This window comes from Streptomyces sp. NPDC023527 (assembly GCF_055560115.1).
Genome location: NZ_JBVHJJ010000003.1, coordinates 108294 through 134097, shown reverse-complemented (window position 1 = coordinate 134097; position 25804 = coordinate 108294). Strand labels below are relative to the sequence as shown.

The following is a 25804-nucleotide window of genomic DNA, read 5'->3' as shown; positions in this document are numbered from 1 at the left end:
CGGCGCGAGGCCGTGACGGGGGCACCGTTGCGTCAGTGTGCATATGTGGTTTGCCAGAGGGAGAGCACGAGGCCAGTGACTGCTACGAGGGCGGCGAGGCTGGGCAACGGCCACCGGGCGCGTTCAAGGCCGTCGATACGCGCCGTATCGCGCTTCTGCCGCTCGGTTTCGCCTCGCTCGAGCACGTCGAGGCGGTGCCCGTGCTCTCCGATCTGCCGGTCGGTCTGCTCGTTGCGCTGCACAAGCAGCGCGAGGGCGCCGTCGGTGCGCGTGAAACCAACCTCGATCGTTCGTCGGATGCGCTCGAGCTCCAGCGCCACGGCGGCCGGGTCGGCGGGCGAGGCAGGGGTCGTCACTCCTTACCGCCTCCGGTGTCCGGCGCGGTGCGGAGCCATACGGGCAGGAACCGTTGTGCGGTCGGCGAGGCCATGAGGCGAGTAATTCCGGCGGCCACGGCGACGGTGAGGCCGTAACCGGCTGCGGTCTGCGGTATGCCGAGTGTGGGCAGGAGGACAGGGAGTGCGGCGGCGAGGCCGACGATGGTCTGTACGACGGTTCGTATGGTGCGTCGGGTCTGGTCGGTCATGGGGGTTCCGTTCAGGTGGGGGTCAGACGTGGGGGACCTTGAGTGCTGCCCATGAGGTCGGGCCCGGCCACCCGTCGGCGTCGGCGCCGCTGAACCCACACTTCCGCTGCCACCGGGCGTAGGAGCGCCGATCCGAGTCCGTCCACTGGGGCCCGGGGCCCTCCGAGTAGGCCGAGCACCTCTCGTCGACCAGACGGCGGCCCATGGCGGTCACGACGTCCGAGTACGGCTCGTCCTGGAACCACTCCGTCCCGGGGAACGGCTCGTACTGCCGCGTCGGCGTGCCGTCGGTGCCAGGGCGCGGCGCGCCGCGCTGAACCCACGCGTACAGGGCGGGCCCGGGGCACTCGGTCGCGTACCCGTCCTTGTGGCCCTTGATCTCCGGGCCGGCGCCCCCGCTCGCGCGCAGCCATTCGACGGCATCGCGGAGTCCTGCGAGCTGGGCGTCGGTGGGGGTGGTGAGTCCTTCGTCGCCGACCATGGCGCACACGGCGTAGTGGGCGGCGTTGAGCGAGGCTGTGCCGTTGGCGCCGGTCTTGTTGTGGGCGCCGCGGCCCTCGAACACGTAGCCGTGGGGGCAGACCATGGCCGAGTACGCGATGTCGGAGTAGTTCTCCTCATCGTTGGCGAGGTGGCTCGCCTGGATGTCGCGGACGCGGCCGGCGCACTGGTGGTGATTCTCCGGCCGGGCGAGGCTGGCGGGGACGGGGGACCCCTCGTAGTGAATCTTCACTCCGCGGGTGCTGCCTATGTAGGTGAGCGCGTAGCGGGACGGGCTGGCGCCCCACTGGGCGCGGGAAACGAACTGCACTGGGCCCTCCTCGGGCATGAAGAACGCCCCGGCGCGGTGCGCGGGGGCGGAAGGTAAGCGGGTCGGCGCGGTCTACGCGAGAGCTGCCCAGAAGCGGTTGGCGCCGTTCTCCATCGACGCGACGGTGATCGTCGCGGGGGCGGACGCGGCGCCGGTGGAGTACACGCCGAACCGCTTCACGGCCGTGTATCCGAACACGTTCGGTGGGGCGCCGGCGTCGGATTCAGCGGCGAGCATCATCGGACCGTCGTTGGTCGTGGTGTTGTACTGCAAGCGCCACGCCAGGTAGTACACGCCCGCGGGCAGTGAGGCGGGCGCGGTGAGAGGCGAGAAGATCGTCGCCCCGCCGACGTTGTGGACCTCGGCCGGCTCGTACGTGGCGGTCGACATGTCGCCGGTCTGTCCCACGCGGGTTCCGGCGCTGTTGTAGATGGCGGCCCATGATCCGGTGGTGAGGCCGCCCGCGTACCCGGTGGCGAACCAGACGATCCGGTTGATCGTGGTCGTCTGGCGGAGCATGACGGCCGTGACCCGAATGGGTCCGGACCCTGGGTAGATGGCGATTGACTTGCCGAGGGCGGGGTCGAATGCCCACGCGGCGAGGCCGTGGTCGGCAGGGCTCCAGCTTCCGGCGAAGTCGCCGGCGTCGACGTAGCTTCGGCGGGCGAGGTGGTCCGGCGCGGTCGGGGCCGCGGTCGAGCTGGGGACGGTGCTGAACGTCTTGGTTCCGGTGATCGTCTGCGTGCCGGCGAGCAGAACAGCGGTGCCGGCGGCCTCGGCGCCTACGGCGGCGGCGGTGTGGGTGTGGCTGGCGGGGGCGGCGCCGACTTTGGCCGCGTCGAGGGTGACGGCCGGTCCGGCATCCCCGTTGACGGACTGGACGCCCCCACCTCCGCCCGCGGGCAACTGGGCGGCGGGGACCTTGCCGGACGCGTCGAGCTGGGCAACGCCGTTCGGGGCGCCCGGCGCGGTGTCGGGCACGGCGTGCACGTCGGCCGCGGACAGGACGACCGCGGCGACGGACTTGCCGTTGACGGACTGCACGACGCCGGGCGCCCCCTGCGGGCCGGCTGCACCCGTGGCGCCCTGCGGCCCGGTCGCGCCGGTTGCCCCCGTGGCGCCCTGGGGCCCGGCGGGGCCGACCAGCGAGGCGAGCCACTGGGTGACCGGGCCGGTGTATCCCTGGGCGACGGCGACCTCGTAGGCGCTTGCGCCCTTGACCGGCACATAGTTGGGGGCCGAGGGGTCGGTCGGGGCGAGGTCGGCGAGGTCAACGTTCGGGTGATCCGAGGGCAATAGGACCTGGTAGGCGCGGTTGGACGCGACGCCGGTGAGCTGTTCGGTGACCGTGTACGACCAGCCGCTCGGGTTCATGCCGGGCGCGTCGGTGGCGGGCAGGATGACGGCGAATTCGCCGTTCGCGTCGAGCGGCGCGGTGACCGGTCCCGAGAGCATCACGTCGGCCGCGGCGAAGGTCAGCAGGGCGGGGGCGCGCCACACGATCTGTCCGGCGAGGGGGCGGCCGTCCGGCGCGAGGTACCGGCCGGTGACGGTGACGGTGGGTATGCCCGGGGGCAGCACGAAAGGCACTCCTAACGGGGATGGTGGTGGGAGGGTCAGCCGGCCGAGCCAACGCCGGTGAGGCGTTCGAGCTGGGCCCACACGCGGGAGGTGGCGCCGCTGATGCGTGCCTCGAGCACGACCTCGACCGTCTTGCCGAACTGGTAGTTCGGGACGTTCCACGTACCGTCGATGGAGTTCGGATAGGTCTGCGTCGAGACGACCGTTCCATCGATGATCAGCCGGTGTTGCCCGCCACCCTTGCCGGCCTCGGTGGCGATGCCGGCGTAGGCGAAGATGCGCGGGTGTTGGGTCTCGGCCCACGACTGGCACAGCGGCGTCCAGTCGCTGGAGGTCGTGCTCGGCCAGTCGCCGAGCTGCGCGCGGTGGATGGTGTACGGGATGTGTGGTCGGTACAGGCCGCCGGCGGCGATGTCCTCGATCAACAACGGATTGCCCTTTGCGTCGTAGGTCCTCAGAACCTGCGGGTTCGTGGCGTCGTCACCGTTGAAGATCGACATCGCGACCGTGCCGTCGCGGCGCCGGATGACCAGCCCGTATTCCCGTTCGCCGTAGTTGGTGTACAGCTGGCCGAGGGTGAGGTGTTCCACGCCCCCCGGGGCCCGTACGAGCAGCTGTCCGCCCTCGCCGACAATCACGTCGCCGCTCAGAATCTGATTGAGCGCGGGTCGGATGTTGGCGCGGCCGGTGAGCTGCCGCACCTGCCGTTCAAGCAGGGCGATCCGGTCGAGCAAGTCCTGTGGAACATAGGGCATTACGAGACCTCCAGATACAAACGGGCTGTTTCGGGGCGGCCTCGTTCGGGTGGGCTGATGGACATGCCGACGACGCGGTACCGGGCGTCGAGGGTGTCGGGGTGCCAGAGGTCGCGGATGCGCAGTCGCACGGTGGCGCCGAGCAGCGCGGGCGTGATGGTGCCGCCGAGCGCGACAGTGACCTCCGGAATGGTCACCGGGTTGCGTGCGCCGGCCCAGTCGGCGCGGGCGTGTGCGTCGAGCGTGTCCTGTCGCTCAACGGTGGTGTAGTCGCTGGTGCCGTCCAGACGTGGCCATCCGGCGTCGAGGTCGGCGTCGGCGACCAGCACGGGCGAGGTCAGGGGGTAGCTGGTCACGGCCTGATTGCGGTTGATGGACGCGCCGCGGGACTGCCACGTGTTCGCCTTGCCGGTGGCGTCGGTGGACCACGTGTATTCCAGCACCGGCCCGGGGTGGTCGAGCACGAGCTCGGCGGCGCCGGTGCGCAGGATGGGGTGTCCGAGCTGGAGCCGCTTGACGCGCTGTCCGTCCTCGTCGCGGTAGGTGGCGATACGCCACTCGAAACCGTCCTCGACGGTGGCAAGGTCGTCGATCAGGTCGCCGATGTGGTGGAGGTCGTAGCGGAGAAGCGTCCGGTCGCGCGACACGCCCGATACGGCCATGTCGTAGGTGATGCCGATGTCGCCGCCGGGCAGGGACTGCGCGTAGTCGACCAGCTGTCGGACGATGTCGAATTGGTCGACTCCGGCGGCGAGCTTGGTCTCGTAGAGGAGGCGTCGGTACAGGTAGCTTTCCCAGCCGCCGACCTGAATCTGTGCGCCGAGGAACCCCCGGGCATCGCTCGCGATCCGGGTCGTCCATAGGATGCCGCCCCACCACAGATCCCGTCCGCGCTCGACCCACACGCCCGTACGCCCCGGAACGAGCGCTCGGCGTGCCCGGTCGGCGACGGCCCGGTTGGGGATCGGCACGGTGCCGGTGAGACGGCCGGTCTTCCCGATGTAGTCGTCGAGGGATACGCCCTGGACGGGCAGGGCGTCGAGCAGGGTGTCGGATCGCAGGTCGCAGAACAGCAGGCGGTACGGAGGTGCCGCGGGCACGACTCACCCCCCTTAGCTGTCGAGCGGGTAGAGCACGCCCATGAGCGACGCCCATTGCCCGACACCGGTCGAGGTGATCAGGCGCAGCAGGCCACCCGTTTGAAAATCGGCCTTGATGTCGACCCCGGCGGCGGCGATGGGGACCGACACCAGATTCGCCGGCCGGCAATCGGCAGGCACGGCGGCGGACAGCACGTAGGCGTTGTTCGGGGGCGTCGAGGACCAGCTCACGCCACCGCGCCACTGCATGTGCGGGACGCCGGCGATGGTGATCTTCCGGTACCGGACAGTCCCTTGTGCGTTGCCGGCGTTCGTGTAGCCGGACGCGAGGCTTACCGCGGTCCATCCGACGGACCGCTCGAGCGGTTGCCACGCCGCGGCCGAGGTCGACCACCGGTCGAGCCCCGCACCGTTGTCCCTGTACTGCCCGTCGTAGGCGCCGATGTCGGATGATGACCCGCGGGGGAGCACGCCCCCGACGGCGACCGTGTAGCGGCGCCGGTCGGTGAGAGCGGCGTTCCAGTTGAGGCCGCCCACGCCCGCGGACGCGCCCGCGGGCACGGCCACGTCCCACAGGGGCAGGCACGCGGCGGGCAGGGGTGGCGCGGCCGGCGCCCCGGAAGGGGTTCCGGCGACGATCTCGATACGGGCGAGGGTCTGCCCGGAGGTGTCGAACAACTGGTCGTAGACGCGAAAGACGACGGTGTCGATGCGGGCAAAGAGCGCGTCGCCGTCGGCGATCGTCACCGTGACGGGAGCGTCCAGGGTCACCGGGTAGGCGCCCTGTGCCGTGGTGCCCTGTACCGCGCCGCGGCCGACACCGATCTGTAGCGTCATGGCGCCGGCGCCCGTGGCGGCGAAGGGGGCGCCGCCCGGAATCACTCCAGTGCGGGTGATGAGCTCGCCCTCGGGGGTCATGGTGCCGGTAGGCGCGAGTCGGGTGTCCTCGCGGGTCTGCCCGGGCCCGGCCCCGCCGGGCAGAAGCCATGCAGTGCGCACAGTCAAGGGGATGTCTCCTTACCAGTAGGCCGAGCGGAAGCGCACGGTCGCCGACGCGGCGGGATCGGACCCGGGGGCCGCGCGGAAGTGGAGATCCGAGGTGCCCGGGGCGAGAGTGAAGGTCTGTTCCGGCACCGAGCGCGAGGTCGCCGTGTGGATGCGCGACGCGCTGCCGTTGAGCACGACCGTGCCCGCGCGGGTGTCGACGACGAGCAGGTCGCCGGCGGCGAGCGGGAGGTCGTACTCGAGCACGTCGCCGGTGCCGAGGTTCGTCAACGCCGGCCGCGTCACGGGGCCGCGAAACTCGATCAGGGGATGTGTCGCGGCGGACCCCGTGTTCAGGGCGGTCATGCTCCCCGTACTGCCAGGAGTCCCGAAGGACAACGGCCACTCGAGCGGCCAGGACAGGCCCGGTTCGGGGGCAGGAAGCCGCGCGGACGCGGTGCGCTCGGGAAGCTCGAAACGACGCGGGTCGGTCGCCTCGAACTCGACCGCGCCGCCGAGCAGCGTGCCCACCGCGTAACCCTTCTCCACCGGGAGCGCGCGGCGCAGGCACCGGGCCCACACCATGCGCGGGCCGCGGTCGTCCAACCAGATGACGAGGGGCAGTTCGTCAGCAACGGGCACCGTCGCCACTTCGAACGCGTCGATGACGGCGCCGATTGTGGCGCGGGGCGCGCGCACGATCAGCCCGTCGAGGCCGATCGTGCGCGCCTGTGACAGCAGCGGCCCGGGGAAGGCGCCGTGTGCGTCCGAGCGCGCCACCGTGCCGGAATCCAGCCCCGGCAGGTCACCCCAGCCGGTGAGTTTCTGCCACCGGTACGGCGTGCCGCGGCCGAGGAGGAGCCCGCCGTACTGGAGTTGCCCCGGGGAGGTGAGGAGGTCACCCGGTGCCACGGTCACCCCCTCCCCTTCGCGAGCCATTGCAGGGCGCGCGCGTTGTCGTCCGGGGTGCCGTTCTCCGCGGCGTGCCAGTGCTCGACGTGAACCGCGGGACCGCCAGACGCGGCGGCCGGGGCGAACGGGGAGCCGTAGGCGCCCGCGCCCGCGAGGTCGGGGGAGAGCGAGGGGACCGCGGGCGGGGTGACCAGGTTCCGCATGGTCCGCTCGACCGCGCCCTGCCCGCCCTCGATCCCCTTGACCAGACCGGCGGGAATCCACCGGCCCACGTCGCGCGCCATGACCTTGGAGGGAGAGGCGATGCCGAGCGCTTTCGCGATGGGCCCAGGGATCAGGTCGCGCGCCCAGCTCGACAACGTCGAGCGCAGCCACGAGCCCATGCTCTGTATGCCGCGCCACAGGCCGCGAACGACATCTTGGCCCTTGCCGACGAGCAGGGACCCGAGGTTGCCGAGAGCGCCGGAAATCCGGCCAGGCAGTCCGCGCACCCAATCGACGGCGGCGAGTGCGACCTCGACCGACCCATCACGGAAGCGGCGGAAGGCGGCGGTCGCTACACCCCACAGCCGCGAGCCAAGGGCCGACAGGGCGCCCACGATGCGGCCCGGAAGCGCTGCGACCCATGCCACGGCCGATGCTCCGGTCGAGTACACGCTCTGCCACGCGGCCACGAACGCGGACTTGATCTTGTCCCAGTACTGGACGATGAGGTAGACGGCAATGCCGATGGGGCCCGTCAAGATCGCCAGCAGCAGCGGCCAGTGCGCACCGAGCCAATCGACCACGGCGGCGCCGCCAGCAACGATCCCCTCGTACGCCGACTTCAGCCACTGCCACGCTGTCGCCGCGGCGGACTGGATGCCGGCCCACGCGGCTTGTACGACCTGCCGAAAGGTCTCGGACTTCTGGTAGGCGAGCACGACGCCCGCGACGAGCAGTGCGAGCAGACCCAGAATCAAGACGATGGGGTTCGCCGCCATCACGGCGTTGAGTACGGCCTGTCCGGCAGCCCATGCGCGCGTAGCTGTCGCCACGATCGTCTGATAGAGGGCGTACGCCTTCATACCGATTCCGACGACGGTCAAGACCGTAGCCAAGGCCGACAACACCGGGACGGGGATGGCCGAGACGAGCTCGGCGAAAGAGTTCACCAGCAGCGCGGTCGTGCCCAGCAGCGGCGACAGAGCAACGAGCAGCCGAAGCGCGGCGGCGCCGAGGTTTCCGAGTGTGGTCGCGCCGGTGCGCGCGAAGTCGAGGAAGCGCTCGAACCCTGGCGAGCTTCCGAGACCCGCCCCAAACGTGGCGAACTTGCCGGTTACGTCGGCGAGGCCGCCCGACATTCCGGCCGACACGGGCAGGAACGCAGCGAGGATTCCACCAATTCCGATCGCGATGTTCTTCACCACGGTGAGGAAGTTGGACAGGTTCGGCCCGGACGCCTCGCCCATATCGGCCGCGAACTTCTTGAACGGCTTGGACTCGACGCCGGCCCGAATCTCGTCGAGGAAACCCCCCAGGGCCTTTGCGGCACCCTGCACGAACGGGGTCAGGGTCGGCAGCAGGTCGCGCAGAAGCTCAATGCCCTTGGTGAAGACGGGCATCGTGGTACCGGAAAGCGAATCGGACCAGTCCTTGACGTCCTCTTTCAGACCGATGAACGACTTCGCCGTCGTCCTGGTCGCCGGGGGCATATCGGCGAGGGCGTCCGTGTACGCCTTCTGCGCGGCAGCAGCCTTCTTGCCGCCCTCGGACGCCGCATCCTGCGCCTTGCTGTACAGGTCGTATGCGCCGGTGACCGACTCCAACTGAGGCTTGGCGGCGGCCGTGAACGCCTTCACCCCGATACCGGCCGCGGCGCCGGCCGCGGCCAGTCCACCAACGGCGACACCAACCGCTGCGACGGCGGGCGCGCCCGCGCCCAGCGCTATGACGGCCTTCGCGAGACCGGCGATGCTGCCCTCGGCCCGGTCTGCACCGCCCCCAACCTCGTCGCCGAGCGCGGCGCCCAGACCCGCGGCGCTGCCCTCGGCCCGGTCGGCGCTTGCGCCGATCTCCTCGTCGAGCGCGTCGCCGATGTCGGCGAGACTGGCCTCGGCCCGGTCGGCGCCCTCGGCGATGCCGTCGCCGATCCCGGCACCGACCGCGGCGCCGATCTGCGCGGCCTCGCTGACGAAACGCCCGCGGATATCGCGTAGGCGCCCATCGGCACCGCGCTGAAGGTCGTTGAGCGCGGCGTCAGCGCGGGCGACACCCCGCTCGGCGCCGGACGGGTCGAGGTCGATGTACCCGGTAAGTTCGCCGATGGTGAGCGACACCAGCTCACCCCCTCGGCGTCAGGCAGGGGCCACGCCAGTGAGGGCGGCGATTTCTGCGGGGCTGGTCACGGTGCGCGGGGTGCGCTGCCACCGGCGCGCGAATCCGGACTCGGGCGGCAGTCCGCCGAGTAGGACAAGGAAGCGCCGGGTGGACATGCGGGCGAGCTGGGCGCCGTCGAGCTGGTATGTGCGGGCGAGGTCAGCCTCGATCACGGCCCAATGCGTCAGGACCGCTTGCCAGAGGTCGCCCGCTTCGCTTTGGGGGCCGCTCGGCGCGCTGCCCGGTTCTCTGGTGCTTTTCCCGCCGGGCCGTTCTCGCGCTCGTCGTAGAGGCGGGCGGCCTCGGCCATGTCGACGCTTCCCGGGGTCCGGCAATTCGCGGTCGACCAGACCAGCACGACGCCGAGTTGCCGGTCGGTCATGCCGTGCTCTGCCCACGTGTCGAGCGCATCAGGACCGAACAGGCTGGCCAGTAGGCGGCGAATGTCGCCCGGGTCGGAGGAATCTTTCAGTCGCTCCATTTGCAGCGTGAAGAGGAGTGGAAGCGAGGTCGGAAGGACATACTCGCGCCCGTACAGGCGTAGCCGGGCGCCCTCGCGCTGCTCGGCGTGCTCACTGAAAAACGCGTCGAAGTCCGCGGCGGCCGGCTGCGGCTGCTCCTGGTCGAGCTCGGTCACGGGGCCACCACCACGGGGGCGGTGGTGGGCTTTCCGCAGCGCGTGAACGTCGCGTTCCATGAGGTCTTGTCGTTGGTGCCACCGGACTGTTCGCCCGGGGTGACGGTCGCCTCCCAGATGACCCACACGTTTTGCGTCTTGTGGCGCCACCGGAGACGACCGCGGGATTCGGAGCCGAGTCGGAAACTCCACTCGTTGTCGACGTACGCCTGTCCGGGGTCGGGCACGCCGGTGGTGACCTGCGCGTAAAGCCCCTCAACGTCGATGGTGGCGCCGCGCTGCATCACGTCCTGTTCGTAGTAGCCGACGCTGTCGAAAGTCGTGGTGTCGGCGGTCTCTTCGTTCTCGCCTTCGTTGCGTGACCAGCTGGTGAGGTTCCCTATGGGAATCCACTTCTCGGTGGCGGCCACCTCGTCGCGGACTTCGAATGTCCAGCCGCGGGCGTCGATGGGTCGGCCCATGGGTGCGTCTCCTATTCGGTGCGGTGTTGGGTGGGGGCCGACACGTCGAGGTCGAAATTCACGACGTGCTCGTGTCGGCCGGTGGTGTCGGGGCCCATGGGGGCGGGGGTGCCGCGGGCGGCGGCGAGCACGAGCCACGTGCCGTCGGCGAGCTGGACGCCGGCGAGGCCGTGCAGCTCGCTGTAGATCGCCTGACACCGGACGCGGGATACGCGCGGGTCGGCGGTGCCGCGCACGCGCACCTGTAGGCGGGGGCGGTCGTAGGCGTTGCGGGCGTCGGGGGCATCGCCGTCGTAGAGCCACAGGCCGATGGCGCGGTCCGGGGCCGGCGGCAGGGCCTCGACGAACATGTCGCCGCCGGTGCCGGTGGGGTCGTAGGTGCCGTGACTGGCGGCGGCGAGGTAGCGGGCGATGCCGTCGAGCAGGTCAGCCACGGAGCGACCTCCGCAGCTGGGCGGCGATGATCGCGGCGACGGTCGCGGATTCCTCGGTGAGCGGGCGCTCGAGGTACTTCGAACTGCGGCCGGCGTCGTGCCGGTAGTTCAGCTCTTCGTGCTGTCTGATCGCGTACGGGGTGTCGTAGGCGATGGCGGCTTTGAGCTGGGACTCGTCCAGGGACGCGGTGCCGCTGCGCTCGAGGGTTCCCTCTTCGATCGGCACGCGGCGGCGGGACTCGGCGAGGACGTGCTCGGCGGCGATGCGCAAGCCGCGGGCGGCGCCCTCGCGGGTGCCGCGCAGGGCTGCGGCGCCGTTCCATCTGAGGCGGGCGCGCTGGGTCACTCGCACATCACCTCCGTGGACTGCGGCACGGGCAGGCCCGGCGCGGTGTGGTGGGCGACGCTGATCGCTTTGGTGGTGCGGCCATCGGGGAGGGTGATCCGCGACTCGGCCGGACAGTCGAGGCCGGGCTCGGTGATGATCTGCGCGGTACTGGTGACCTGGCGCCCCTCGCGGTCGCGCACGGTCCGGATCGTCTCGGCGACCAGGGCGGGCACGTCCTCGACGAGCGGGCCGTACTGCTGGCCGTACGCGCTGTCGCCGAGATACGGCTCGACCTTGATCCGGTGCCGCAATAGCCACCGGGGGACGTTCACCAGATCACCCCCGGCAGGAGTCCGGTCCGCGTCAGGGCGCGGTGCGCGCGGGGGGCGAGCTCGACGTCGCCGGCGGCCGTCGGGCCCTGCTTTCGGCCGGAAAGGTTGACGGGGCCGATGCTGACGCTGTCCCATCGGCCGGCCGCGCCCGTGCCGTCGTCGCCGGCGGCGAGCTGGTACTCGACCTGGGCGCAGACGGCATCGGCCATAGCGGCGGCGACGGCGGGGTCGGTGGGCATGCCGGCCGTGTCCGTGGCATACACGGCGGTGAGCAGGGCGTCGGTGATGTCCTCGGACGCGCGGGCGAGCATGCGGTCGGCGCCCGCGGGGGCTGGCTGGCCGGTCCATGCGCTCAGCTGCTCGGGGGTGGCGTAGACGCGGCCCATGTCACCCCTCCTTGCCGTCCTTGTTGCGAGACGTCGAACGCCCCGCAGGCTTCTTGGTCTGCGGGGCGTCGGTCGGGGCGCTGTTGGCGGGGGGCGGCGGCGCGGTGTCGGGCGGCGGGTCGAGGTGGTGGCGGCGGAGCAACATGCGGGGCGTCCTCCTTACTGGGTGGTGAGGACGCATACGCCGTCGTCGGCGAGGCGCTTGACGGCGTAGTGCACGTTGGTGGTGACCACGGTCGACCGCTTGAGGATGTCGCGGTCGGTCTCGACGATGGGCTGTCGCTTGTAGAGCAGGCCCAGGGCGCCGCGCTTGATGACGAGTGCCTTGTACGTGTTCGGGGTGCCAGTGACCTTGGTCGTGCGGTCGGAGACGAACACGTCGACTTCGCCGACGCGGCCGACCATGCCGCGGGTGATGGTGGCGGCGTCACCCAGCTTGTCGCGGCTGATGAAGTTCGGATCGCGCAGCAGGTCGGCGTGCTGCTTGGAGTGCACGACGATCCCAGCCATGTTGGCGGGGTCCCACTCGTCGCCGAAAGTCTCGATCGCGGAGACGATTGCGTTCCACGAGATCACGGCGGCGGCGGAGGCGGTGTAGGCGCCGGCGGCCTCGGCCGCGGCCTTAAGGTCGGTGTCGACCTTCCGGGCGACGACTACGCCCAGCTGTCGCCGGATCTCGGCGAGCGGGTCGCCGAACGCGGTCAGAAGGGCCTTGTCGGTGATCTCGACGCCCTTGCCGGCTTCCTTGATCACGGCGGTGCTGTCGCTCGTGGTCAGTGCCTCGGTGCCCATGGCCACGCCCTCGGTGAGGTCATCGGCGTCGCTGAGGGTTCCGAACTTCGGGAAGTGCACGGTGTCGCCGGGGCTGCCCTCGAGGCGGTTGTCGGTGGTGGCGAGGTTGCCCAGAATCAGGGCGCCCCTGAATCGGGCCTGAACCATGTCGGCCCAAACCGGGGGGACGATCATGTTCGCGGCGGGGGTGATGGGCACGGTGGCCCTCCTTGCTACTCAGATCCGGCGAGGCGCCGGTACGTATCGGGGTCGGACAGAAACAGCTCGGCGCGCTGTGCGTAGTCCATGGCGGCGAACTGGGCGGCCGTCACTCCCGCCGGCGAGCTGTTGAACTCGGCGCCGCTGCGGGTGGGGGCTGCGGGGGTGGCGGCGAGCTTGGGGTTCGCGGCGACGGCGGCCGCGATGGCGGCACGCACGGCGTCGGTGTCGGTGGGGTCGAGGTCGGCGATGGTGGCGGCGAAGCTTCGGGAGTCGAGCAGGGCGTCGGGGTCGCCGCCGGCGTCGCGCGCGGTGCGGTAGACGGCGAGCTCGACGGCGGTCTGTCGGGCGCGGGCCTGCTCGTCGGCGAGCTGCTGGGTGAGCTTCGCGGGGTCGGGCGGGGTGTCGTCCTCGACGATGCCGAGGGCGCGGCCGATCTGCTGGGCAAGTTCGGCGCGGGCGTCATCGGCGGCCTTCTGCTTGGCGGTGACGCGGGACTTGCCGGCCTCGGCGCGGGCGGCGGCGAGGTCGGCCTCGAGACGGGTGATGGTGGCGGCGGTGTCCTCCTGCCCGTCGCCGGCGGCCGGGGCTGGCGGCTGTGCGGGCGGGGCGGGCTTCGGCGCGGTGCCGGTCGGGTCCTGCCCGGTGCCGGGGTCGCCGCCCTGCTGTCCGCTGGGGGTGCCGTCGTTGCCGGTGTCGTCGTTGCTCATGGGGTCGCCCTCCCGGGGCTTTCGGGCCCGCTCCTGGCGGGCTTGGGGGCATGCAAAAGGGGCCCGCTCTCGGCGGGCCCCCGGGGTGTCTCGATTGATCGTGCGGTGGACCAGGGTTTACGGCTATGGCTGCGCCCACTTGTGGTCGGCGACAGTTCCCCACCAGTCGTACAGGTCTTTGCTCTGGTCCCGATATTCAAGGGAAAGGCTGGTGGGTACGGGTGGGTGTGTCTTGACGTTCACGGGGCGATTGGCGTCCTGCCGGCTGTATTCGAGTAGCCGAACGAGGGCGACAACTTGCTCGATCTTCATGTCTTGGTTGAGAACGAAGACCCGTGAGTCTTCGCGGCGGGCTCCGGTGTCGCGCAGTAGTCCGGCGACAGTTTCGAAGTTCTCGAAAAAGCCCAACCGCAGCCGGATTTCCCTCGGTTCCTGGGTCATGCGGCAGACCGTAGGGGACGCCCAATCCCTTCGCGGGCGCCTTTCCCATCTTGGGGGCGTGAGTGGGTGGGTATGGGCACGCAACCGGCGGTGAGCGCTACTCGTTGCCGCCTTGCGGGCTCGGGCGGCGGCCGGCCACGTATCCCTTGATCCATGCCGTACGGAGCACGCTCGTGCGCGGGTACGGGCACGCGGTCGGGGACTCGCCTGTGCGGCCCGCTTCGGCGCCGCTGGTGAGCGCGCGGGTGATCTCCTCGCGGGTGCCCATGTCCGCCCCTATCGCTTGGCCTGGTGCTCGGACTCATTCTGTCGGGCGCCCGCGGCCCATCGCTGCCGTTCGCCGGTGGCCTTTTCGATGAACTCGGCCTGAGTCAACCGGCCGTGCTGCGCCCACCACTCCTTCAGCTCGTCGGATGCGCGGGCGTAGGCGATGCGTGCGGGCCCGCGGAACAGGCTCACCGGGTCGGCGCCCTCGGTCTGCGCCTTCTTGTTGAGCAGGTATCCGCGGCAGTCTTCCTCTGCGGCGAGGTACTGCCGATACGCGTACTCGTCGTAGAGGGCGCGGGCCTCGCGACGGGTGAGCCGCGGCCCTTCCTCCTCGGCGGGAGCGGTGTCGTCGAGGGCCTGGTCGTCACCGACGGTGGCGGCCGTGGTGGCGGTACCGGCCGCGGTGTTCCATACGTCGTCGTCGGCATAGGCGCCCCACCCGTCGGGGGCCGGGGCGGGGTCGAGGGCGGCGGCGAGGGCGTTGCGGTCGGCGAGCAGGTCGAGGACCGTGTCGCCGGTGGCGGCCGGTGTCGGGAGCGGCGCCGGCTCGTCGCGGCGGTCCATCTCCGCGGCGATACGGGCGAGCTCGTCGGCGGTCGCGTACTGCATGCACCACGCGAGCTCGTCGTCGCCGGTGGTGGTGAGGTCGCCGAGCAGGTGCCCGGCGGGGAACAGGCGGCCGAGCAGGGCGCGGCGCGTGGCCTCGGCGATCAGCTGCTCGAGCTCGGCGGCTTCGGCCGTCCGGGTCCGCTCGGCGAGCTCGGTCACGGACAGGTCCACTAGCTCGGGCCGTACGGCAGGGAGCGGCGCAGTGAGGTCGCGTCGGCCCACCTCTGCCAAGACGCGTAGGGCGTCCTCGTCGTCGAGGTGGGGGGCGGCGCGGCTGAGCTGGTCGTCGGAAAGAGAGGTGAGGTCGTCGGCGAGGCGGCCGGCCGGTCGTACGCGGGCGAGCAGGTCCTCGAGGTCGCGGCGGTCGGCCTCGGCCTCGATACGGGCCCGGTCGCGCTCGTCGAGCGCACCGGAGTGCAGGGCGTCGGCGAGCTGCTGGTCGGTCATCTCGCGCGTGGTCTGCCCGTCGCCGGACCGGATGCGGGCGGCCTCGACGAACGCGTCGCCAGGGGCAGGCTGGGGCGTGGGGAGGTTGGAGGCGCCGGGCTGCTCACGGTGACGCAGACGCCGCAGGTCGGGGTGTGCGGCGAGGTGGTCGCGCATGGCGCCCTGCCACTGCCGCACCTTCGCCCCCGCGGCCTTCTTCGCCTCGGCGGTCACGGCGGCGGCCTCGCGCCGCTTGTACTTCCTGATGCGCCGCTCGATCTCGCGCTGTCGTTGCCCGGCCTCATACCCGGCGGGGTCGCTCTCGGCCTGCTCCGTGCGCGTGAGCCCGGGGGTGTAGGCGCTCACGCTGTGCCGGCAATTCGGGTGTTGGAATCCGGCGAGGCGGGCCTCGTCGAGGGTGCCGGCGACGGTGACGGGGATCATCCGGCCGTCGTCGACGGCGTGCTCGACCTCGACCGTGCGCGCGCCGGCCGGGCCGTTGATGGCCAGTACACGGCCTTCCCACGGGCGGCAGAGCGGGCACTCGCGCGGTGCGTCGGACACGATGACCAGCTCGATACCGGCCGTGGACAGGGTGCGCATATGTGCTTCGGTCGCAGCCCGGGCGGTGCTCGTCCGTACGGCCATTTCGGCGTAGCTGGTGAGCTGCCATCGGCGGCCGGCGCGGTCGGTGAAGCTGCGTATGCCCTCGTCGGCGAACCTCGTCATGGCGTCCTGTGTGGCCTGTCGGCGGGTGCCGGTGCCGAGTAGAGGTGTGGCGGTGACCTGGGCGACGATCGCCCGGAAGCGGTCGACGACGGCCCGCAGTATCGAGCGGTGCGTCGAGGTGACCACATCGACCGTTTCCTGTGCGAGGCGGTCCACAGCCTGTGCATTGGGGGTGACGTCGTCGACCAGCCGGCGCGCGTCGTCGGACAGGGCGCCGAGCTCGGCGACGGCGGCGCGGTGCCCGCGGTTGTAGGACTCGGCGACGACGTCGAACACCTCGAGCTCGACGGCGCGGCCCAACTCTGTGACGACGGCCTGAGACGCGCGGCGCAACGCCTGTACTGCGGCGAGCTTGCGCGTAGCCCAACCGGGCGCCTCGAGGTCGGCGGCGAGTTGCCGAGCGACGATGTCCAGTAGGCGGGTCTCGGCCTCGGCGTACAGGTCGCGGGTGCGCTCGGCGAGGGGTTCGACCATGCCCGGATGGATGGGCATGCGACCTCCTTAAAACAACCTCAGTGAGGCCCTGTGTAGACGCTCCGGTTGCATGGCTGGGTTCCCAGGCGGCTACTGGAACGGTGGGCCAAGGATCGCAACAGGGAGTGTGCATATGACTCTTCACGCGGCTGAATTTACGTCCGATGCCAACCCTTGGTTTGCCGGTCTCGCGCTTGTTGTGGCTCTTCTGAGCCCAGTTATTACATCCAGGTCCAACCGAGCCGTAGCCAGGGAAACCGCAGATATGCAGGCATACGCGAGGAGGGCAGAAAGGAAGATAGAAGCGGTTAATGATTTCCTGATCGCTACGAATGAGTATTGGCAACTGTCGAATGACCTATTTGCGGAGTCGCGCATACGTATACGTTCCCTGGAGAGGAGGCACCGCTTTCGTTTGCCGATCAGGGACGTTGGGCTCACATATAGGGAAAGAATGGGGGTCGTCGCGTCAAGCATGGGGCGCGCTCAGTTGGCGCTTGAATCTGTGGCGCAGAAGCCGCTGCGGGATGCTGCCCAAAAATACATTGGGGAGCTCAGAGAAGTGTCTACGGCTGCTTATGACGGCAAGTGGCGACCGCTAGACAATCAGCTGCGAGATGACCTAATGGATAACATTCGCAGGGAGCTAGGGGAATTTAAATAGGGAAATTTCCGACGGGGTCGGGTGCGGCGGCTCCGGTCTCGGCGAGAATCGCCTTCACCTCGGCCTGCACTGCGGTGTCGTCCCATTCGGGGTGCAGGATCTTGACCTTGGTCCCAGTGCTGACGGCGCCGGCGCGGTTGAGCAGGTCGAGCGTCGTTGCGGTCGTCTGCTCGGACTCGGCAATACCGTCGCCGAATTCCACGCTCGGCCGGGCGGGCGTGATGCGCTGCCCGAACACGACCACGTCGAGCTGCAACATGACGTGCACCATGTCGGCGAGGGCGTGCCGCCAGTACCCGGCCTTCTTCTTCCGGGTGATCATGCTTCGCTGGTCGCGGCTGTCGACCTCGGTAGCGGTGACGGGCTGACCGTCGCCGTCGAGGCCGAATGACTGAGGCGAGTAGCCGGCGGCCTGGGCGGCTGTCCGCGTGATCGCCTCAACGGTGGCGCGGTGCTCCTCGACCCGGATCTCGAACTGACTCAGGGTGATGCCCGCGCCCTCGTTGGGCGGCATCTTCAGCGAGTGCCATACCTCGCGATCGTCGTCGAACGACGCGCCGGCGCCGGCGCCCTCGTTGCGAAGGTAGCCATCCGGCACGATCAACCGGGCGCGGGCGAGTCGGATGTCGCGCATCCACGATGTCCACGTCTCGTCGAGGTTGTCGAACAGGTCGTAGATCGGGGCGGCGTAGTCGCTGCGCCCGATCGGGGAACTGCGGTGCAGCCTGTTAGGCCCCATGTTGGGGACGTACGCGGCGGTGAGGTCGCGGATGCCGGTGCTGATCGTCTGCCCGTCGCCGTCGGTGTCGAGCGATTCGGCGAGGTCGGCCGTCTCAGGGTGCTCCGTGAGCGGGACGGCGCGGCCTACGTGGTCGCCGGTGCCTTGGTACAGGGCATGCACGATACGGCCGGGCTCGTGCCGTTCGATGTGGCGCCACACGGTCGTTGTGGTGCTGCCCTCGAGCTCACGCCAGAAGTTGACGGCGCGCAGCATGCCGAACCGGAATTCAGGGATGGCGCCGTCGGGCTGCATGACGGTGAGAAGGGGGCGGTCGGCGAGCTCTCGATCCCATGTGACGCGCAGAAAAACGCCGGACAAGGCGGCGGCCTGCTCGGCGGCGCCGAGAAAGGTCTGTTGCGCCCGGCCTTCGTCGAGCAGCTGCTCAACGCGGCCTTGTGTCGTTGTGTCCTCGACGGTGATCGCGGGCATGTCGGCGAACAACAGGTCAGCCGAAGTGCTGGCGATGTCGCCGGCGAGGGGCACGTGTAGCCGGTTGTCGCGCCGGTCGACGCGGTGCTCGAACGATCGGCGCCCCCACAGGCGGCGGCGCTCCGAGGGGCGCGGGTTATGCCCGTAGACGCGTGCGAGGCGCTTGCGGTCACCGGAGTACCAAGCATCAGCGAGGCGCATCTCGTCGTAGTACGGCACCCATGCGGGCGGTGGCCACGGTGAGCCGTTCTCAGGCAGTGCCATCGGGGGTCACCTCCTCGGGGGCGTGGGTGATGGCCTCGGCCACGGCGTGGAGCAGTGCGGCGAGGGCGGTCCGGATGTCGTCGCCGGGCTCGAGGGTGAGGGTGGCGACTTCGGCCTCGTGCTCGCCGACGGACAGTCGCACGGGCAGGGTGAGGGCGGTCATGCTGCGGCGGCCTCCTCGGTCGGCGCGGTGAGCAGGTGGCGCCATTCGTGCTGAGTCGAGTGCAGGACGTACCGCAATGCGTCCGCCGAGTGATCATCGATCTTGAGCGGCGCGTCTTCCCCGCGTTCCGTGGCCTTGGGGTCCCAGCTGTATCCGGGCATTTCCTCGAGCAGGCCCGTGCACGACTCGTGGACGAGTAGGCGGTCGGCGGCGAGGGCGGCGGCCACAGAGCGAATTCCGTCGGAAACCTCGTTGCTGGCGCGCGCGATGCCGGGGTGTCCGTCCGCCCACATCTGCGTGATGAAAGAGGCGGCGGACGGGTCAACGAACGTCCACGCGGGGGCGACGTCGAGGTCGTGCAGCCACGTGCGGACGGCGGTGCTGTACTGCGCGTCGGTCATGCTGCGGTGCGCGGCGCGGGAGTCGTGGCGCCACTCTGAGCACACGTACAGGCGGCCGTCGACGCCCTCGCCGAGCAGGAGCGCGGCGAAGGGGTTCGTCGTGCCGTAGTCGATCGCGCACCAGTAGCGGCGCATCTCGGGGAGGTCGCGCACGACGTGCCGGGACTCGTCCCACATGTCGTAGATGGCGCCCTCGGCAACGACCCATGCGCCGTCGATCATGCGGCGGCGCCACAAGCCGACGTACTCGGCGGCGAGGTCGGCGACGTACTGCGGCGACAACGATGGGTTGTCGCTCAGCCGAAAGTGCCACGAGCTGAGATTCAGCTCGCCGGCGCGGTCAAGGTAGCCGGTCTTGAGCCAGTGCCGCGGCGAGTCAGGGTTCGTCGTCGCGTACAGGCGGGCGCCCGGTACGGATAGGCGGGCGAGCAGCTGCGTCCAAAATCCCTCGGGTACGAGGGTGGCCTCGTCGACGTACGCGAGCTGCGCGGTGAGGCCGCGTAGGCGGCCCTCCGCGCGGGTGTCCGCGGCGCCGATCAGGTGGACGGTGCGGCCGAGGATCGTCGCCGTGGTGGCGCCGCGGGTGTGGTGCACGTGCCGGGCGAGGGGCCCGAAGAGAGCGGCGTCTTGCAGCGGCTCGAAGACGTTTCGCTCGATCGTCTGCAAGCTGCGCCCACAGATGATGATCAGACCGGACGGGCCGGCCGACGCAACGGCGATAACGAATGCGAGCAGACTCGCAATTGTCTTGCCGCTCCGGACGCTGCCGTGCCACAGGTTGATGCGGCGGGTGGCCTGCCCGACGCTCCGCAGCTGCTTGCGGGACAGGGGCAACGCGTCGAGGTTGAGCACCAGCTCACCCCCCGTCGGTGCCCCCGTCGTCCTCGACGTCATCGTCGGCTGCGCGGGTCAGTGCTTCGCCGAGCGCTCCGAGCATTGAACGCACCTGCTCGGCGCCTCCACCGCCCTCGACCGGCGAGAGTTTGAGGGACTTTTCGATCGCTGTTCCGGTCGCCGCGATGATGGCGCGTTGATCGGCGAAAAGGGGCCGGTCGAGATGAGCCTCTGACCAAATGTTGTCTTTGCCGCCAAAAGCGCCGATGACGCATGGCGACCACAGTTGTGCCCGTAGCCGTTCTGCGTCCCGATGTAGCGTTTCTGCAAGCTGAATTCGGCGTGCAACGAGATCGATTCGGCGAGCTTCGGTGGCGGCCACGACCTCGGGGCCACGCTCGAAAATGAGATTCGATTCTCGAGCGATTTTCGACACGGTCGCTGGTGCACGCTTGATGGCACGGGCAATCTCGTTCCGGGTCTTGCCCTGGGCGTGGAGGCTGCGCACCCGTGCGCGGTCATTATCGTTGATTGGGTGCGGCATGGGTGGGCGCCTCCATATCATGGGGCCAGGGGGCTCGCATGGTAAAGCGTGTGTGGTATCGGTCCGGTTTCTGGGTTTTATTGGCATTTGGGCTGTTTGGGGTCAGTCTGGTTTTGCTCATGGTCGCGACCAACGGATCAATGGGTCAGCGCGGAGGGCCGCCGATATCCGCACCTACTGGCCGGCCGACTGATTTGCCGAGCCTTGGCCGCCCACAGGAGTCGGCGTATACCAGGGCGCCCACTACTCGAACACCGGGCACTCGGGCCCCTAGTGAGCGGCCTGCGGGAAAGCCCACAACTCAGGTGCCGGTACCAAGTTCCAACGCCCCTTCCACTCCACTCCCTATGCCTTCGCCCAGTCGATCCCGCGGGCCTGTCTCTGACCCTCCGCCGACGGGAGGAGGCGACCGCACGATCATCGTGCAGAAGGAGGACGGGGGCGTGGATCAACTTTTGGCTGCCTTCGGCAGCCTGACGGCTGGGATGGCGGCGGTGGGAGCGTTGGCTCTGGCGATTTCTATTGAGCGGAGAAATCGTCAGTCGCTCAATCCTCAGCCTCCTCCGCAACCACCCGCTGATCCCGGAGTTAGCTGACGCTGTGGCGTGGGTCGTCATGTGGCGAGGTGGTCGGCAGGACCCTCGCGTTCGCGGGCACGCCGAAGACGGGCCCAACTGTAGATCACGGAACGGTAACGGCGCAAGCGGTAAGGCAGGCGTGCGCACAGTCTCGCCTCCGGTCGCACGTGTGCCCTGCCGCCGAGTGAGGTGGTGGGGCACACGCGTCACACAGCCCGATCGGCTTCCCCGACGGGCCGATACGGGGCAAGGCGAACGGCGATGATTTCCGGTGTGACGCCGGCCGGGTAGTGCCCGCCGGCCCACGCCGCATGGAACGCGTTGGCGATGACGAGCAGGGCGTACCGGATGGCGTCCGGCGCGGTCCGGCCCGTGCGCATGATGACGGCGAGGTCGTCGTACATGCCCGGATCGGCAACCGTTATGGGTAGGGGTTTGCCAACGTCCGGAGGGGAGTGCCGGCGGGTGCCGGTAGTCTGCTGATCAGCCATGGGTGGGGGTTGCTCCCATCGATGGTGAGTCGGGCCCGTACGGCGGTGAGGTCGCCGGACCGGGCCCGCGCTGTTGTCGGGAGCTACTAGTCGTTGTCGGCGGCGCGACCGGCCTCGAGCTCGCGAAGGATCTGATAGACGCGCGACAAGGTGAGGCCGAGGCCGGCGGCGATCTGGTCGGGCTTCCTGCCGTCGTCCTTGGCGCGCTGGATCACTCGAGGCGTGGCGGCGACGGCGGCCTCGCCTGCGAGGCGCAGCGTGCGCAGGTCATCGAGGTCGAGGTCGTCGGCGAGGCTGTCGACAAACGCCCGCAACTCCGCGGGGTCCTCGCGGTGGTGCTCGTACTGGGTAGCGATCACGCGCACGTAGTCGAGTAGGTCCTCGTCGTCGATGGGGTTGCCGCCGGCCGCGATGACCTCGGCGCGGCGCTCGCGCTCGTACTGGTCGAACAGGTCGAATACCTGCCGCACGAGGTTGGCCGACGGGTTTCGGGTGGGGGCGATGCCCTGTTCGTTGAACTGGTCGGCAATCCGATCGATCACGCGCCGGTTGCGATCAGCGAGGGCCGGGCGGTCGGCGGGGATGGTCCCGGCGGCGAATGCTTCCTTCGCGGTACGCGGCTGCTCGTCCTCGGTCGGCTTCTCGTTGGTGCTCATGAGGTGTGCTCCTGTCGGTGAACAGGGCCCGCCCCCGGGCGGGGGCGGGCCGGTCGGTGCCCTACTGGGTGGGGCGGTGGGCGAACATGCATTGAGACGAACGGAGCATGCGTTCCGTCCTCCATCCGGCGCGCTGCATCTTGTCGGCGAGGATGTCGAGCGACGGGCCGTGCGCCCCCTCGTCACGACGGACGGCGCGGCCGGCCTCGAGCCAGTAGACAGCGATGCGGCCGTGTCCTCGGGGGATGACGGCGTACCCGCGTACGTCGAGCTCGTCCCCCTCGGGCTTCTGGAAGTTGTGCCGGTCGGTCATCGTCGCGGGCTTGAGTGGGCGCAGAACCTCGCGGGCGGCGATCACGTCAGGGTGCGTTGCGTCCTTCGGGGCGCTGCCATCGGCCGTGCTCGCGTGCTCGACGACGATGCCCTCGATGGCCTGCTCGCTCGGCTGCTGTGGGGCGTGCTGGGCGGCCTCGGCGGCCTTGCGGGTGTCCATCTCGGTGCAGTGTGCGGCGTGGTCGGCGGCGGCCTGAGCCTTGATGCGGTCGAGGGTTGCGGCGTGGGGGCGCATCTGGACGACGATCGGTGCGGCCGGATCGGCGGTGACCGGGGTGCGCAAGCGGCCGAGCATGTCGGCGCACTCGGCCGCGGACCGCTTCAGCCTCTCCAACGCCTCGTTACTGGCCTCGAACAGGGCGCCCTGTTCGGCGGGACGCTCGAGGGTGAACAGGCCGTCGTGGGCCTGCTCGCCGATCCACTCGCCTCGCCACGTTCCGTCGGTCGCGTCGGCCTCGGTGACCAGCTGGGCGCCGTGGCGTGCCTCGGCGTCCTCGACCGTCTCGACCTTGGCGTCGGCCACCTCCGCGGCCTCGACGGCGTCAACTGCGCGGGTTGCCATGGCGAACTTCTCGTTCTCCTGGGCTTCGACATCGTAGAGCCGCGCCCCGGCGCGCTCGGCATCGGTCTGCTCGACGACCTCGGCGAACTCGACCGCGGCGGCGGCGAGGGGCGAGACGGTGGCGAGGCGGCGTGCGTAGGCGCGCTCTTCGGCGGCGCGCTCACACGGGACGCACACGGGTACCCCTCCGTTCACGCGCAGGGCGGCAGCTTTGGCGCGGTGGTCCTCGTCGAGGCCACGGCGGCAAAGGGTCTCGTTCCCGTCGGCGTAGTGGGGGCGGCAGCCTCGACCGACGATGGCGAGGGTGACGCCGGCGCGCTCGGCAAGGGTGGGAGCGTTCTCGTCGTGGTCGGCGGCGACAGCGGCGGCCTCGGCGCGGTCGCGCTGTTCTGCCTTGGTGCACGTCTTGCAGATGGCGCCGAACTGGGCGGCGGGGGTGGGGGTGTGGTCGGTGTCGTGTCCGCAGTAGCTCGTGGTCGTGCCGGGCTTGCGGTAGTGGCCGGTCGTGCGGCGCACGGCGCTGCGCAGGGCGTAGGTGTTCAAGGGGGTTGCTCCCTCTGGCTGTTGGTGTGCCGGGTGAGGTCCGGCGAAGGCTTCAATGTAGCGACTTCTCAAGTGGCTACACAAGCGGTTTGGCAAATGGTTTCACACAGCGGGGCGCCGACAACGCGTCGGCGCCCCAAAGGACTTGGTGGAAAGTGGCCTATGTCGCTGTGCAGCGGCGGCGCGCGGCGTCCAGCGCGGCCCACAGGCCGACCAGGTCGGCGCCTCGCCACTCCCGCCGGCCGCGGTCGCCGAGCAGGGCGGGCGCCCCGCAGCCGGGCCCGGTCGAGCAGGTGACGACGGGCTCGCCTCCGGGTTGTGTCACCCCGACCAGCTGCCCGCCGCACCAGGGGCAAGGGGTGCCGAGGGCGGTCGTGCGCCCGTCACGGCCGAGGGCCCGCTCGACGGCGCGGCGGGCGTGCTGCGCGGTGGCGGCGACCTCGTCAAGCAGCCGGGCCGGCACCGGTGCGAACAGGCCGTTGTCGAGGCCGTCGTCGAGGGTCCGGCCCGTCAGCCACACGGTGGCCCAGTGCAGCCCGTACGCGCGTGAACCAGGGGAGGTTGGAGCCTGGTAGTGCCACCGTGCGGGGTCGGTCGCGTCCGGCTGGTCCGGCAGGTAACGGCCGTGAGCGTCGCGGGCCGGGCGTATCGGGCGCTGTACGGCGGCGGCCACGCGGTCGGCGAGGTCGAACAGGGCGTGCTCGACCTCGAGGGCGGCGTCGAGGGCGTCGAGGTTCAGCGGGGCGGGGTGTTCGCGCAAGGTGAGCGGCAGGCGGCCGACGACGGGCTCGACGGGCTGCTCGTCGTCCTCGACATCGTCAGCGGCGAGCTGGTCGAGGAATCCGCGGCGCTCGCGCGGCGGCCACTCCTCGGCCGGCGGGCGGGCGATGGCGGCGAGCAGGTCACCCCACTGCTCGCGTACGGCGGCGAGGTCGGCGGCGGCGCGGCGGGCGACGGGCGGCGCGGCGAGGGCGAGGTCGGTCACGGCTGCGGCTCCTCGGCGAGGGTGTACGGGATGGGCTGGTCGGGGTCGAGTGCGGCCTCGGCCTGTTCGGCGCGGTTGCGCATGGTGCGCCACTCGGCGGCGTTGGCGGCGGCGTCGCGGGCCCGCCGGGTAGCGCGGTGGCAGGCGCTGCGCCACGCGGCGAGGACTCGCTCGGCGCGCTGCTCGGCGGTGGCGAGGTCAGTCTCGAGCTCGCGTATGGCGGTGTCGGCCGCGGTCCGATTGAGTTCGAGGGCCCGCACGGCTCCCGTGTTGGCGCGGCGGGACTCGTCGGCGGTGCGCTGCTCCTCGGCGACGTACCGGCGCAAGAGGGTGGCCTCGTCGCGGGACAGTCGGCCGCGATCGGCGCGGGCGAGCAGAATGTCGAGCGCGGCGCGGCGGTCGCGACGCTCATGGTCTGCCGGCTTGCTGCGGGAGTGACGGCGGCGCCGCGGCGCATGCTCTTCATTGACGGGACGGGCCTCGAGGGTCTGCTCGTCGAGGGCGGTCGTCGGGCGCGGGTTCATCGGCGGTACTCCTGGTTGCGGCGGGCGAGGTGCAACAGGGCGCGGTCGGCGGTGCGGCGGGCCCGGCGGCCGGCGGCGCGCGGGCGTGCCCACAGGCCGAGCAGGACGGCGGATACGACGGCCAACGCGGGGACGAGGCTGTTCACCGCTGCGCCTGCTCGTGGAGGTCGGACGCGTGCTGCTCGAGCAGGCGCCGGATGCTGTTCATACCGGTGAGCAGGCCCCGGGAACTGCGGGTCAGCCCGTACGTGTTCTGGGTGTCGTCGTAGTGCTGCTTGGCCATGGCGGCGAGCTCGCGGGTGTGGGCGGCGAGCAGGATGTACGCGGCGGCGAGGGCGGCCTCGGGCGTGGGTGCGTGCTCCTCGTCGAGCAGGGCGTCGCACAGCGAGGCGAGGGCGGGCGAGGTCGCAGTCGCGTGGTCGAGCGATGCGCGGGTGTCGTCGGGGAGGTTGCCGGCGACATGGTCGAGCAGGCGGTCGAGGGCGGCGGGCCGGGCGGGCACGGCGGCGCGCTGCTCGACGGTGTCAGCGAGGTGGCGCAGCACGCGAACGACGCCGGCCGGAGCGAGGTTCGACACGACGTCGGCGGGCCCGTCGTTCGGGACGGCGATGATCAGGCGGTGAGTGTCGAGCGAGGCGACGGCGACGGCGTCGGGCATGCGGGTCACGGGGCGGTGCTCCTGTCTCGGGTCCGAGGGGGTCGAGGCGCTGCTCGCGCGCGCGGGCGGGCCCGCGACCGGAC

33 protein-coding genes are annotated in these 25804 nt (G+C 70.5%); all 33 read right to left on the bottom strand.

Annotated elements, in window-relative coordinates:
- Positions 1 to 32: 32 nt before the first annotated feature.
- The 33 genes from ACZ303_RS07570 to ACZ303_RS07410 all read right to left on the bottom strand — a co-directional run bounded on the left by ACZ303_RS07570 (position 33) and on the right by ACZ303_RS07410 (position 25721).
- Positions 33 to 356: a hypothetical protein gene (locus tag ACZ303_RS07570; RefSeq protein ID WP_467336092.1), complete on the bottom strand. Its 324-nt coding sequence runs from the start codon at positions 354 to 356 to the stop codon at positions 33 to 35.
- The gene (locus tag ACZ303_RS07565) at positions 353 to 586 is read right to left on the bottom strand and encodes a hypothetical protein (protein ID WP_467336090.1); all 234 of its coding nucleotides are present in this window, start codon (positions 584 to 586) and stop codon (positions 353 to 355) included. Before ACZ303_RS07565 ends, ACZ303_RS07570 begins: the two co-directional genes overlap by 4 nt.
- 22 nt (positions 587 to 608) lie before the next feature.
- On the bottom strand, positions 609 to 1397 hold the full coding sequence (locus ACZ303_RS07560; RefSeq protein ID WP_467336088.1) for a peptidoglycan-binding protein: 789 nt from the start codon (positions 1395 to 1397) through the stop codon (positions 609 to 611).
- A 72-nt stretch (positions 1398 to 1469) separates the two neighbouring features.
- Positions 1470 to 2978, bottom strand: a complete 1509-nt coding sequence (locus tag ACZ303_RS07555) for a phage tail protein (protein WP_467336086.1) — start codon at positions 2976 to 2978, stop codon at positions 1470 to 1472.
- Between the two features lie 35 nt (positions 2979 to 3013).
- Positions 3014 to 3733: a hypothetical protein gene (locus ACZ303_RS07550; protein ID WP_467336084.1), complete on the bottom strand. Its 720-nt coding sequence runs from the start codon at positions 3731 to 3733 to the stop codon at positions 3014 to 3016.
- Positions 3733 to 4833: a hypothetical protein gene (locus tag ACZ303_RS07545; RefSeq protein ID WP_467336082.1), complete on the bottom strand. Its 1101-nt coding sequence runs from the start codon at positions 4831 to 4833 to the stop codon at positions 3733 to 3735. Before ACZ303_RS07545 ends, ACZ303_RS07550 begins: the two co-directional genes overlap by 1 nt.
- Before the next feature lie 12 nt (positions 4834 to 4845).
- A complete protein-coding gene (locus ACZ303_RS07540; protein ID WP_467336080.1) occupies positions 4846 to 5838 on the bottom strand; it encodes a hypothetical protein in 993 nt (330 codons plus the stop codon).
- Positions 5839 to 5850: 12 nt separating this feature from the next.
- Complete coding sequence (locus ACZ303_RS07535; protein ID WP_467336078.1) at positions 5851 to 6735, bottom strand: phage distal tail protein; 885 nt, start codon at positions 6733 to 6735, stop codon at positions 5851 to 5853.
- On the bottom strand, positions 6732 to 9047 hold the full coding sequence (locus ACZ303_RS07530) for a phage tail protein (protein ID WP_467336076.1): 2316 nt from the start codon (positions 9045 to 9047) through the stop codon (positions 6732 to 6734). The genes ACZ303_RS07535 and ACZ303_RS07530 overlap by 4 nt, the downstream gene beginning before the upstream one ends.
- Before the next feature lie 18 nt (positions 9048 to 9065).
- Positions 9066 to 9260, bottom strand: coding sequence for a hypothetical protein (locus ACZ303_RS07525; protein ID WP_467336074.1), 195 nt, complete (start codon positions 9258 to 9260; stop codon positions 9066 to 9068).
- 11 nt (positions 9261 to 9271) lie between these two features.
- Complete coding sequence (locus tag ACZ303_RS07520) at positions 9272 to 9724, bottom strand: hypothetical protein (protein ID WP_467336072.1); 453 nt, start codon at positions 9722 to 9724, stop codon at positions 9272 to 9274.
- Entirely contained in the window at positions 9721 to 10185 is a 465-nt protein-coding gene (locus ACZ303_RS07515) for a phage tail tube protein (RefSeq protein ID WP_467336070.1), read from the bottom strand. The genes ACZ303_RS07520 and ACZ303_RS07515 overlap by 4 nt, the downstream gene beginning before the upstream one ends.
- An 11-nt stretch (positions 10186 to 10196) precedes the next feature.
- Positions 10197 to 10619: a minor capsid protein gene (locus tag ACZ303_RS07510; RefSeq protein WP_467336067.1), complete on the bottom strand. Its 423-nt coding sequence runs from the start codon at positions 10617 to 10619 to the stop codon at positions 10197 to 10199.
- A complete protein-coding gene (locus ACZ303_RS07505) occupies positions 10612 to 10965 on the bottom strand; it encodes a hypothetical protein (RefSeq protein WP_467336683.1) in 354 nt (117 codons plus the stop codon). The genes ACZ303_RS07510 and ACZ303_RS07505 overlap by 8 nt, the downstream gene beginning before the upstream one ends.
- Entirely contained in the window at positions 10962 to 11279 is a 318-nt protein-coding gene (locus ACZ303_RS07500) for a hypothetical protein (protein WP_467336065.1), read from the bottom strand. Before ACZ303_RS07500 ends, ACZ303_RS07505 begins: the two co-directional genes overlap by 4 nt.
- Entirely contained in the window at positions 11276 to 11665 is a 390-nt protein-coding gene (locus ACZ303_RS07495) for a hypothetical protein (protein WP_467336063.1), read from the bottom strand. The genes ACZ303_RS07500 and ACZ303_RS07495 overlap by 4 nt, the downstream gene beginning before the upstream one ends.
- 1 nt (position 11666) lies before the next feature.
- A complete protein-coding gene (locus ACZ303_RS07490) occupies positions 11667 to 11810 on the bottom strand; it encodes a hypothetical protein (RefSeq protein WP_467336061.1) in 144 nt (47 codons plus the stop codon).
- A gap of 14 nt (positions 11811 to 11824) precedes the next feature.
- A complete protein-coding gene (locus tag ACZ303_RS07485; protein WP_467336059.1) occupies positions 11825 to 12655 on the bottom strand; it encodes a N4-gp56 family major capsid protein in 831 nt (276 codons plus the stop codon).
- 14 nt (positions 12656 to 12669) lie between these two features.
- Positions 12670 to 13365, bottom strand: a complete 696-nt coding sequence (locus ACZ303_RS07480) for a hypothetical protein (RefSeq protein WP_467336057.1) — start codon at positions 13363 to 13365, stop codon at positions 12670 to 12672.
- A gap of 123 nt (positions 13366 to 13488) precedes the next feature.
- Entirely contained in the window at positions 13489 to 13806 is a 318-nt protein-coding gene (locus ACZ303_RS07475; RefSeq protein WP_467336055.1) for a hypothetical protein, read from the bottom strand.
- Between the two features lie 97 nt (positions 13807 to 13903).
- Positions 13904 to 14074, bottom strand: a complete 171-nt coding sequence (locus ACZ303_RS07470) for an Rmf/CrpP fold protein (protein ID WP_467336053.1) — start codon at positions 14072 to 14074, stop codon at positions 13904 to 13906.
- An 8-nt stretch (positions 14075 to 14082) separates the two neighbouring features.
- The gene (locus tag ACZ303_RS07465; protein WP_467336051.1) at positions 14083 to 16329 is read right to left on the bottom strand and encodes a phage minor capsid protein; all 2247 of its coding nucleotides are present in this window, start codon (positions 16327 to 16329) and stop codon (positions 14083 to 14085) included.
- A gap of 638 nt (positions 16330 to 16967) precedes the next feature.
- Positions 16968 to 18449: a phage portal protein gene (locus ACZ303_RS07460; RefSeq protein WP_467336049.1), complete on the bottom strand. Its 1482-nt coding sequence runs from the start codon at positions 18447 to 18449 to the stop codon at positions 16968 to 16970.
- Positions 18436 to 18612: a hypothetical protein gene (locus tag ACZ303_RS07455; RefSeq protein ID WP_467336047.1), complete on the bottom strand. Its 177-nt coding sequence runs from the start codon at positions 18610 to 18612 to the stop codon at positions 18436 to 18438. Before ACZ303_RS07455 ends, ACZ303_RS07460 begins: the two co-directional genes overlap by 14 nt.
- Complete coding sequence (locus tag ACZ303_RS07450) at positions 18609 to 19865, bottom strand: PBSX family phage terminase large subunit (RefSeq protein ID WP_467336045.1); 1257 nt, start codon at positions 19863 to 19865, stop codon at positions 18609 to 18611. The genes ACZ303_RS07455 and ACZ303_RS07450 overlap by 4 nt, the downstream gene beginning before the upstream one ends.
- Positions 19866 to 19869: 4 nt before the next feature.
- On the bottom strand, positions 19870 to 20391 hold the full coding sequence (locus ACZ303_RS07445) for a helix-turn-helix domain-containing protein (RefSeq protein ID WP_467336043.1): 522 nt from the start codon (positions 20389 to 20391) through the stop codon (positions 19870 to 19872).
- 784 nt (positions 20392 to 21175) lie between these two features.
- Positions 21176 to 21373 (bottom strand): hypothetical protein, encoded by a 198-nt coding sequence (locus tag ACZ303_RS07440; protein ID WP_467336041.1) that lies wholly within the window; start codon positions 21371 to 21373, stop codon positions 21176 to 21178.
- Between the two features lie 173 nt (positions 21374 to 21546).
- Positions 21547 to 22116 carry a hypothetical protein gene (locus ACZ303_RS07435; RefSeq protein ID WP_467336039.1) on the bottom strand — a complete coding sequence of 190 codons (570 nt, stop codon included), beginning with the start codon at positions 22114 to 22116 and terminating at the stop codon, positions 21547 to 21549.
- A 61-nt stretch (positions 22117 to 22177) separates the two neighbouring features.
- Positions 22178 to 23554, bottom strand: a complete 1377-nt coding sequence (locus tag ACZ303_RS07430; RefSeq protein ID WP_467336037.1) for a hypothetical protein — start codon at positions 23552 to 23554, stop codon at positions 22178 to 22180.
- Positions 23555 to 23714: 160 nt separating this feature from the next.
- On the bottom strand, positions 23715 to 24539 hold the full coding sequence (locus tag ACZ303_RS07425) for a hypothetical protein (RefSeq protein ID WP_467336035.1): 825 nt from the start codon (positions 24537 to 24539) through the stop codon (positions 23715 to 23717).
- Positions 24536 to 25063, bottom strand: coding sequence for a hypothetical protein (locus ACZ303_RS07420; protein ID WP_467336033.1), 528 nt, complete (start codon positions 25061 to 25063; stop codon positions 24536 to 24538). Before ACZ303_RS07420 ends, ACZ303_RS07425 begins: the two co-directional genes overlap by 4 nt.
- Positions 25060 to 25209, bottom strand: coding sequence for a hypothetical protein (locus ACZ303_RS07415; RefSeq protein WP_467336031.1), 150 nt, complete (start codon positions 25207 to 25209; stop codon positions 25060 to 25062). Before ACZ303_RS07415 ends, ACZ303_RS07420 begins: the two co-directional genes overlap by 4 nt.
- Complete coding sequence (locus ACZ303_RS07410; protein ID WP_467336681.1) at positions 25206 to 25721, bottom strand: hypothetical protein; 516 nt, start codon at positions 25719 to 25721, stop codon at positions 25206 to 25208. The genes ACZ303_RS07415 and ACZ303_RS07410 overlap by 4 nt, the downstream gene beginning before the upstream one ends.
- Positions 25722 to 25804: the final 83 nt, after the last annotated feature.

Bases quoted from the DNA above. Each gene is read 5' to 3' on its own strand.
- ACZ303_RS07410 (WP_467336681.1), bottom strand. From the start codon at position 25,721: ATGCCCGACGCCGTCGCCGTCGCCTCGCTCGACACTCACCGCCTGATC.
- ACZ303_RS07565 (WP_467336090.1), bottom strand. From the start codon at position 586: ATGACCGACCAGACCCGACGCACCATACGAACCGTCGTACAGACCATC.
- ACZ303_RS07420 (WP_467336033.1), bottom strand. From the start codon at position 25,063: ATGAACCCGCGCCCGACGACCGCCCTCGACGAGCAGACCCTCGAGGCC.
- ACZ303_RS07470 (WP_467336053.1), bottom strand. From the start codon at position 14,074: ATGGGCACCCGCGAGGAGATCACCCGCGCGCTCACCAGCGGCGCCGAA.
- ACZ303_RS07490 (WP_467336061.1), bottom strand. From the start codon at position 11,810: ATGTTGCTCCGCCGCCACCACCTCGACCCGCCGCCCGACACCGCGCCG.
- ACZ303_RS07435 (WP_467336039.1), bottom strand. From the start codon at position 22,116: ATGAGCACCAACGAGAAGCCGACCGAGGACGAGCAGCCGCGTACCGCG.
- ACZ303_RS07465 (WP_467336051.1), bottom strand. From the start codon at position 16,329: ATGCCCATCCATCCGGGCATGGTCGAACCCCTCGCCGAGCGCACCCGC.
- ACZ303_RS07515 (WP_467336070.1), bottom strand. From the start codon at position 10,185: ATGGGCCGACCCATCGACGCCCGCGGCTGGACATTCGAAGTCCGCGAC.
- ACZ303_RS07445 (WP_467336043.1), bottom strand. From the start codon at position 20,391: ATGCCGCACCCAATCAACGATAATGACCGCGCACGGGTGCGCAGCCTC.
- ACZ303_RS07455 (WP_467336047.1), bottom strand. From the start codon at position 18,612: ATGACCGCCCTCACCCTGCCCGTGCGACTGTCCGTCGGCGAGCACGAG.
- ACZ303_RS07550 (WP_467336084.1), bottom strand. From the start codon at position 3,733: ATGCCCTATGTTCCACAGGACTTGCTCGACCGGATCGCCCTGCTTGAA.
- ACZ303_RS07495 (WP_467336063.1), bottom strand. From the start codon at position 11,665: ATGGGCCGCGTCTACGCCACCCCCGAGCAGCTGAGCGCATGGACCGGC.
- ACZ303_RS07475 (WP_467336055.1), bottom strand. From the start codon at position 13,806: ATGACCCAGGAACCGAGGGAAATCCGGCTGCGGTTGGGCTTTTTCGAG.
- ACZ303_RS07460 (WP_467336049.1), bottom strand. From the start codon at position 18,449: ATGGCACTGCCTGAGAACGGCTCACCGTGGCCACCGCCCGCATGGGTG.
- ACZ303_RS07480 (WP_467336057.1), bottom strand. From the start codon at position 13,365: ATGAGCAACGACGACACCGGCAACGACGGCACCCCCAGCGGACAGCAG.
- ACZ303_RS07440 (WP_467336041.1), bottom strand. From the start codon at position 21,373: ATGTACGACGACCTCGCCGTCATCATGCGCACGGGCCGGACCGCGCCG.